Below are 9,850 nucleotides of genomic sequence, written 5' to 3'. Positions count from 1 at the left end.
CCCCCCCCCACCTTATCACGGAAACCAGCTTGAATCATACAAGCTTCTATGGTTGCCCATCCATTGTTGCTTAAATTTCTGTTTTCTGGATCGACATCATAAGGAGTTGGCATTCCACATTCTAAAAGTGCTTTTTTTACCTCAAGCCGATCTGCTCCTGATTTTTCCCACACAGTGAAGTATCCTGCAGGAGGTTTATTAAACTGACATCCAGTTATAACTAATAAAGCTATGCAACTCAATAATTTAAAGATTTGTTTCATTTTTTACTCCTTAAAGGGACTTTTACTCGATTGGAAAGTCCATATATATTTCGACATTTTGGACCCGCATCTCCAAGACAAGTATGAACATTTATAGGATCTGAGAACATTTTCCATGTTTCTTTCCACCAGTTACTACCAGCAGGTACCTTGGAGAAAGTAGCAAGGTTGCCACCAATCACCCCGCCAACAAAGTCATATTTATGATTTTCCAAACCAACAGTGGTTTGTTTGCCATCACTCACATAAGTTAAAAAAGCGGATGCAACTAAAGCATTAAAGGCTGATCCATAGAAATTGATATTCGTATTGTCAGCTATCCCGTGCACTCCTTTTTGTTTGAAATTTAGCGTATTTGCCATATCTTGAGCATTATAAGCTGGTCCAAAAAGATTGATAGTTGTATTGTCAGCTATCCCGTGCACTCCTTTTTGTTTGAAAGAATACAGCATATTCCCCAATGTCATGCCACCACGGCTATGGCCGTAAAGTTCTAACCCCGTGTTGCCATAGGCATTCATCAGATTCTGTGCTTCTTGTGTTGAATTGGTCAAACCCCAAAAGTTATTTTCCATAAACTTCTGATAGCCTGCAACCATCAGCTCTGATATTGCTGAGTCAGCTTCGGGGAAAACAACAAAATAAAGCGGTTCATTTTGATTTTTAGCATGTTGTTCTGCATAAACAGCTGCCTCCTCTGGTGGTGTAAAAATGCCATTGAACGAAACATGGACCTCGCCATCAGAACCAGCTTGCAAGTGTTCCTTTTCCTCAGCTGTTAAATAATGAAAGTGAGGTATTTTTTGTCCACGGCTATCAGTTATATACTGCCCATGTTTATCTTTGCGATAGATTATATTGCCCTTTTCATCACGGTTGACTACAGCGATGGGGTGTTCTTTGATAAACATGGTTTTATAGGCTTCATCGCTGTATTTAAACCCTTCTTCTAAGAGTTGCGTTGCCATTTCACGATTTTCACGAACGATTTGTTCTAACTTGCCTACATCAAGTTGTTGTACACCCTGATGGGCCGTAGCAATATCACGGTTAAAGGAGGAGATCGCTTGTTCCACATCTTGCCCTGTCAGTGCCTTCTGACCCGCTTCATCGGTAATAATGATGGTACCATCGCTGATAGCGGATTTGGTTTCCCCTTCCTTTGAATCTTTAGCTTTTGCATGATCCAAAGCATTTTTGGCGATGTTTTTCGCGATACCATATTTGCCCTGATACATCGGACCACTTGCAGAAATGCTGATCCCATCGTTGCTGGCTTGAGCATGGGCACTGTTGGTGATATCACTGGCGCTAATGCTTCCTGTGATCAGGCTGTTTTTTTCTGTCGGCGCGGTGCTGGAAATAAGCCCCCCAGTTAAGGTCGTTTTATCTTTAACGTTGATCTTAAAACCACCATCACCAGCTTTGATGCCTGATTGTTCTACAACACTATGATAATCACTAAAGGATTTATCCTTGTTCAAGGAAATATTGGTTGTGGCTGCATCATCCTTTTTTCCACTATTAAACCCAATAGAAAAAGAGTTTTGCTTGCTGGAGGTTTGACCCGTATCACTGCGGCTGACAATGGTCAAATCACCCCCTACATCCACTTTGACCTGATTTCCAGAAACCACAGCACCTGCTAGTGTGGTGTTTCCCTGACTTATGGTATGAACAGTGCCGGTGCCAATGATATGGCGGTTCTTTTGTTGAACCTCCTCACTGGAGCCTTCCCCTTGACTAAAAGCGGTATTGCCTGTTGCCCCTGGACCACCGGTGCCATAGCTGTATCCAAAATTTACTGAAGCGCTTTCACTTCTGTTTTGTGTGCTTTGCGTGTTTTGTGCACTTTCAAAGGTGATATGTTTTCCTGCTTCCAAATTGATATTGCCACTCTGCACATCATTGTCTAGTGCGTAATCCGAATTAGTGCCAGCGATAATATCAGCTCCAACACCATGGATGCTGCCTTTGTGGGCTTGCATATTAACAGAACGCCATGCATCTATTGTCCCTGTCACCGCGGTGGAAAATTGAGAAGACGCCTCTGCCTTCTCAGTCTTAAAGCCCACTGTCACATTGGCTGAAACATCAGCCATATTGGCAAGAGCATCTTTTGGTGAGTCACCCTTTATCCCATTGTAAAGATCTTTGCCTTTATTATAAAGATCATGGCCTTTTAGACCTACAATAATGCCATTACCGATTTTGTGTTTTGTATCCCCATGATCAAAACGTTTTGCTGCATTCTTTACATCTTGTACAGTACCAAGAATGCTAACATTGATAGAACCTGTAACGCCTGCAAAGGATTTTTCATGCTTTTCTTTTGCGTTAGAGGTATCATAGCTTGTCTCAAGCGTGATATTATTGCCGGCTTCAATGTTGACATCACGATTTGCCAAAACATCTGCCGCTTGTAAATTAACATCATGATCGGCATTAAACTGTACATCTTTCTTCGCCGTGATGTGCGATTGAACGGAAGCTATTTCCCATTGATCGCCTGTGTCCTTCGTGCTCGCAACCCCAACACCCACAGAAGCACTGCTGCTGCTCTTTTCAAACTGAAAGCCAAAACCTTCACGCTCTTCTTGGCTGTTTAACCTATGGCTCTTATGACCAACAAGCACATTGACATCACCGACTGCGGTAAGATGAACATCTTTCCCTGCAAGATCAGAGCCTACAATTGTCACATCCTTTTTCTTGGCGGTCATGTTGAGAGTGCCATCCGTATTCAAAGAAGAGCCTTGATACTCAAAACTCTCTTCATTTTGCGTTTTTCCCTCACTGCCGTAGAACGACACAAAGCCATCACCTGAACCCACACCAAAACCTGTTTCATGCTCCTCTGAGTGGCTGCTATGGTGATCTGTCATGCCATCAATCGTCAAATCTTCTGCACTCACAGCGATATCTTGACCCGAAAGCAGATGAGAAGCAGAAACCTTGGCATCCCTTTGTGCTTCCATGCCAATGTTGCCTGTCGCACCAAGAATAGAAGAAACCGTTGTAGTATGCGATTCAGATTTATCTGAGGATTCCTCGTGCAAAAATCCGCTTTCTGAAGATTGCTTTTGTTGGTCGTAGTGTTCTTGAGAACCTTTTATAACAATATCCCCACCAGCATTAATGGAAATATCCGCTTGTTTCTGCTCTTCTGGCGTATCCTTTCCTTTGCCAGCAAGCAGCATCGACCCAATGATTTTGCTATCATTGCCAGATTCAACAGCTATCCCTTCACCCCCTGTGACACTTGAACCCACAACTTGGGTAGCATCAGAAGTTTCATGATAGTATGAGCTTCCTCCTAAAAATCCGCCATCTGTGTAGCTAGATATCTCACGGTGTAAGCTATCCTCCGCATTGGTAATCAGGACATCTTTGCTGGCTTTCAGCCCTACCTTGCCCTCAGCCACAACAGAACTGCCCGTGATGGTGAGATCATGCGGCCTGCCATCCTGCCCAGCAACAGCGGTAATATCACCTTCAGCTTTTATCGATGAGCCGCGAACAATTGACTCTTGCCTGTCAATACTAAAGTCGCTACTCTGAAAATAATAATTCCTTTCATCTTCTCTTACCCCTATCGCTATCTCCCCTTGAGCACCAAGGGCAATATTGCCTTTCGCATCTATATCGGAAGCAGAAATATGAATATCTTGACTGGATATAACAGTGATATCTTGTCCAGAACTTAAATGAGAGCCATTGTGTAAGGCAACATGCGATGTTTCACTGCCATTTTGATTGTCCATACTATTGCGCGTAGCATCAATCAAAACATTCTCCTCAGCTTGTAAATGCAAGCTCTCCTTTGCTTGAACATCAGAGCCTAGAACATTGAGATTCTTTCCAGAGACAAGTGTCGTTGAGCCCCCAGAATTGACTTGCGATTTATGGTGCATGGTGGAATCACTATGCTCGCTGTGGTGATAGGTTGTGGCTGAGCTTATTGTCAAGTTGCCTTCTTCTGTGGACATTGTAAGATCACCTCCTGTGGGGATCCTCACCCCTGAGGCTATGATACCTTGTTTAGCAATCACCGTTGCATTACCACCAATAGAAAGCGCATCGGTGTTTAAAATAGTCTCCACACCTTCAACGCTTGTTCGCCCTGCTTCAAAACCAATGTTGTTTTCCGCAAGCAAAACAGCATCACCACCAGCAGCAAAATGCCCCCCTTGACTAAAAATATCCCCGCCATGCACATACAATTGGTGTGCTGCCGCAATCCTCCCTAAATTGGTTATCGTTGAATTGCTCGTATTTTGGCTGGTGATATTGACATCATCCCCCATGATCAATGCACCTGCAGAAACAAAGGACGCTCTATCTTTTTCTGGGATGTAAAGCACCGGTACGTAAACATCCATGCCCTTTACTTGTTGGCGCACATAAATCACCATCGGTGCTTCTAGGGAAGCCAATTGTTCTTCACTCAAGGCATCACCAAAGGGAAGATTGTGTGCTCTTACATATTCTGCTCCCTTGTCAAGCAAGATTTTAACTTGTTCAATGGCATCACTGCCAGGAATAAAGGAGCCCTTGCCCAAACCTTGACCAACAAGATCACGCAATTGTTTCTCAATCAGTTGCTTTTCGAAATAAGCATCCCCTAAGAAAAAAATCTCTCTGTTAGGATTGTAACCAATTCTGTTTAAATAATAGGCTGAGCCATAAAACTTGCCAACATCGAGGAATTGCGCCCGCGTTTCATAAAGGAAATTTTGTTTCGGCAAGGTGCCACCAACCCCACCCGATTGTGGTTTTGGTAAAGGCAACGAACTCCCATCCGAAACACCAGCTGTACCATCTATAGCGATGTTTGGCGTAAACAAAGCACCTGCTGCTGTTAAACCACTCAGTGCCCCCAGTGGATCACCCCCAACGGCTTGTGCCTTAAAATGCGCATCCCCTGTAATGGAACCTTCAGCAGCCATGTTGTTGAGTGTCTCAACCACCAGATTCAACGTGCCACCCGCTTGAACAAGACCAGAAACGGTATCCGCAATTTCCGAACTGATATGGCGAAGAGCACCATTACTTGCTATGTCTAAAGCAACATTACGACTTCCATCAGCGTTATAAGCATAACAATAATAATCCGTATTTGCGTTACAGCCCATAAAGGTATTTTTATAAGCCGTTGCCCCTAAATTGCTCAGCACATTGGCGTGGATATCAGCGTTTCCTTCCACTCTTATAATACTGTAATGGTTGTCAATGGTATCAGCATTAATGATGAGATTGCCGCTAGATTGTATCATCCCCTGAATAGTGGGTTTATGCGAAAATGCTTCAGTGACAGTTTTCTCTGTCATATGTGACAAGTTATTCCATCGATACCCTTGATAAAAAAGTAGATTTTCACTCTCTTTCCAAGTAAACGTCTTGTACATTACCGCATCTTTTAAAGTTATCTTACCATAAGTTGCTTCTTTGTTGGGCAAAAAATTTTTAATGTGAAGATCACATGTGTCTCCTGAACATTCAACTTCTTTATAGGAGACGCCCCATTTTTCTTTTATCCCAAAATCATGTACTACACTTGTTGTATGATACAAAATCGCATTTTCAATTGAATCAAAGCGCTCTGGTTTTTGGAATGAAATAGTCGCATTTTGGGATGTTTTGATAATTTCCGGCGTACTATCGGCTTGATTTTTTAGGGATTTTGTTTGGATGGCGAGGGTTCCACCGGCTTGGATCAAGCCCGCTTTGTTGACAAGGGAAAGGCTCTTTCCGGTGCCTTGTGCATTGACAAAAAACAAATCACCCTCTGCCAAAATGGCAGCAAAATCATTCAACACAGTGCCATCGACTTTGAGGGCACCACTCCCCCCTGCATAGATTAAACCTGTCTTGTTATTGGTCACATCGCCCGTCACGGTAAAGACTAAATCCTGACCCGATGCCAATTGTCCGCTATTTTCAAGCGCCCCCGCTTTGATTACGAAATCTCTGGCAGCCAAAACAGAGGTATCTTTATCAGCCATAACACTTGGAGCAATAAAGAGAATATCTCCAGTCCCATCCTCTTGCGTAATGGCTCTGAGCAATGCATGACGAATCTCAAGAGCTTTTATGCTATTAAAGTCTAAACCGCCATAAATCAGCGTGCTGCCTGAGATATCAATAGTATCCCCCTTTAAAAACAGCGTTTGCGGCGTGTGAATATGAGAACGATCATTGCTTAAATCGAGGGTTGTTGCCGTCAATCTCACATCCCCTCTAACAGACAGCTCATGTTCAATACTGATCCCTCCAGACACCGATGTCAGTGTTGCGGTGCCATAACCCATGACATGATCATAATAAATGTCGTTGCCGGCCAAAAGTTCAATATTGCCACCACTAACAATTTGTTTAACCTTGATGCCCTCTTGTGCTGTAATAAAAAGTGAGCCATTTTCATCTAAAACAAGATCACCTATCTCGCCTCCCTCAACGATACCTGTAATAAGCGTCCCAGCATCCAAACTTCCAACTGTTAAAATGGTATCACCCCTCGTTATCAGAGAAGTAAAATCAACCGCCCCGCCCTTAATATTTGCATCGCCATTGGCTAAAAGTTGTCCAAAATGAACGGAGGTATTTGTGTTTGGTTGTGCATGAATAGCAATATTTTGATGCGATAGGATCGTTTGAGAAACAGAAAGCCCGTTATGTGAAACCAAGGTGATATCTCCTGCTCCATAAACACTTTCAGCGACAATCGCCCCTTGACTGCTCTGGAGATCAACATCCCCTTTGGTGCCAAGAACAACAACACCAATAGCACCTGTAGCCGCCATATCAACCCCACCGGCTAAAAGCTGCGCCTGGATATCACCACTGGCATGTGCTTTGAGGTTCCCTTGCGCTAAAACAATCCCCTCAATCTTCAGATCTCCACCTGCTTCAAGAGCCATATCAGCGCCAGAACCAAGCCCTGAAACTTTAAGAGTCTGGCGCGAAGACAGCTCCATATTGCCCCCAGACGTTGCGTTTCCGGCAATCGATAAAAGCCCATCCTGTACCTCTATTTTTACATGACTATCGGCAGCAACTGTTTGTAAAGTGACATCCTTTTTTGCTGTAATCTCAATATTCTTTTTCGATGTGATGTTTTTTGCCAACACGCTCTGGCTTTTCGATTTGAGCACAACACCCCCGTGACCAAAAACATTCTTCAACGAGAGTTTCCCATCAGCAGAAAGCTGTAGCTGCCCGGCATTTGTCGCCATATCATGACGCATCCGAACGCCAACACCTTTTTCTGTTGCAACAAGTTTAATGCGATCTGCCTGCAGGGCCCCCAGTGCAGAACCATCTATCGCATATTCCGGTTTACCAGTAATATCAGTAAGTTCTTTCATTTCGCGTGAAGCATAATCAAAGTGCCCCGTTCCAGCTGTTACACCGATCTCCCTACCTGCGACAACACCTTCAAAATGTACCGTGCGTGAGACAATATCGACAATATCAACCGAACCCTTGCCAGAGAAAAAATTGGCTCCCTTTGCTCCAAAGGTCATATCCCCACCTTTGACCTCAAAACCTTTCAGAAAACCGCTGGCATCAATTTCTGGAACACCCGTGGTTAAGGTCGCATGGGGTGTATTGATAAAACCACAACCATCACAGCTTATGCCATTGGGATTGGCTATGATCACATCAGCTTGATGCCCAAAAACTTCCGCTGGACCATTCAATGCACTGCGCTTGCCACTGGTGACTTCATTTAAAATCACTTTTGCTGAACCAGAATAGTGCAAATGCGGATTTCCCGGCATAATGCCCCCCAACTGAGATTGCCCTACTTCTTGCGCATGATTGTTGAGAATAACACCTGGATTGTCAATATTGAAATCGTGATATTTATTGTGCGACAAGCCCTTGCCATTGGGTGTGACAATATCAATCGACGGAACCCCATTGGGGGCTGCTACAATATCAGGCTGATGAACGGCACCGGCGTTGGAATCAACAGATATTTGCGCCTGAACCGCTAAAGGCTGCAACAGAAAAGATAAACCAAATCCCCCAAATAAAACCTTTTTGAGCATCGTACTGGAGACTAAAACGCTTAATAAATTTTCTCTGTTTGCTTTCTTCTCATATCTCATGCTTTAACTCCCCAATAAAAGACGCTTAAAGATTCATTGTGATCGTCACAAAAACCGTTCCTGACTTGTTGTGTTTGACTGTGCTCCACAAAATGCTGGAATAGCTTGCATCAAGAGAGACAATGCCCCCCACAAGCTTGACCCCTGCTGTCCAACCGGCAAGCTGTTCACGGGTCAATCCATACAAATGATTGTCTGTTTGAGATTGCGAAAACACACATCCATAATCCAAACCAACATAAGGACGAAACTCGCCAAAAACCTTTTTCAGAGGTGCACTGTTGCTCCAAGGTACTGCGCGTAAAGACAAATCATTACGGCTAAAAAAACCATTATTGCCAAAAAGCAAACTCTCACGTGTGCCACGTACATTAGAAGCCCCACCCAACGAAATTTGCTCTGCTCCCAACAAATTATGCGGTGAATATTGCCCTACCAAAAGGGTATTGAAGATAAAGTTCCACTCTCCAACCTTAAAGGGTGTCATGGTACTCAGTGTGCCGGTAAATTTAGCAAATTGTGGCTCTGCATCCCCCGCCCCTGGATCATGTTTTTTGACAGAATGAAACCATTTAAGACCTTGCAAGTAATTGACGTCAAAGGTCCAAGTCCCACCAAGCATCTGGCGAGAATGCGATATCCCAAAATTAGCAACGCTATATTGCCGACTGCCAACCTCAATCTTATTGCCAAGAAGGTAATTGTTGGTTCTCTTATAAGAAAGACCTAAATTGAGTGTGGTCAGTGAAACACTATCACGCTGTATAACAGTGCTTGTGCTGGCGTGTAATTCACTGGAATCCCCTGTCGTTTCAATCTCTGTAAAATTGCCCTTGATAATGCTCTGATAATTATAGGCATAGCCATTGAAAGCAAAGGTCCAATAACCGTACGGTATACTCACACTGGCAGAAATATTATTGCTATGCCCCTCTTGTTTGCTCTCGCCCCAATAGTCGGGTTCACTGCGTTGATAGCTAAAATCCCACGCATCATTGATCCCTAAAATATTTTCTACCTTTAAGCCCGCACTATAACGCGCATAACCCGTCGAGGCTTGGCCAAGATTATCATGAGAAACACTAACCCTCAAAGCTTTGTCAGGCTGATTGTTAATATTAACAATAGTGCTTCCCTCCTCATGCCCAGGTAAAAGTTCACTTTGGGCATGCGCTGACTGAAGCCTGTTGATCTGATCAAGCCCCTGTTCAATATCGCGCATATTGAGAATATGCCCTTTAAGCCTCGGAAAAGCACTCCACACAACATTGTTATGAGCGGAAGCCGGAGAACCATTATAATAAATCTCTGAAAGCTTACCTTCAACAACAACAAATTTGAGCGTCTTGCTACTTTTGATATCTTGATCCGGTATATAAAAACGCGCCGTCACATAACCTTTATCTAAATAAAGCTTGGTTAACTGTTTGATCAATGTTTGGATATCAGCAAGCCCTATACATCTCCCAA

At 43.6% G+C, this 9,850-nt stretch carries 3 protein-coding genes; all 3 read right to left on the bottom strand.

Features of this window, described 5'->3' with window-relative positions:
- Positions 1-263 (bottom strand): hypothetical protein (locus MCQ_RS06515; protein WP_006924316.1); only part of this gene is annotated, 263 nt, incomplete at its 3' end.
- Positions 260-8,380, bottom strand: a complete 8,121-nt coding sequence (locus MCQ_RS06510; RefSeq protein ID WP_006924314.1) for a hemagglutinin repeat-containing protein — start codon at positions 8,378-8,380, stop codon at positions 260-262. The genes MCQ_RS06515 and MCQ_RS06510, both read right to left, overlap by 4 nt.
- Before the next feature lie 25 nt (positions 8,381-8,405).
- Positions 8,406-9,850: ShlB/FhaC/HecB family hemolysin secretion/activation protein (locus MCQ_RS06505; RefSeq protein WP_006924309.1), on the bottom strand; the 1,445-nt coding region annotated here is incomplete at its 5' end.

The sequence above is a fragment of the Candidatus Bartonella washoeensis Sb944nv genome (assembly GCF_000278135.1).
Lineage (GTDB): Bacteria > Pseudomonadota > Alphaproteobacteria > Rhizobiales > Rhizobiaceae > Bartonella > Bartonella washoeensis.
The sequence above is the reverse complement of the archived record's forward strand: the minus strand, read 5'-3'. Positions and strand labels throughout refer to the sequence as shown.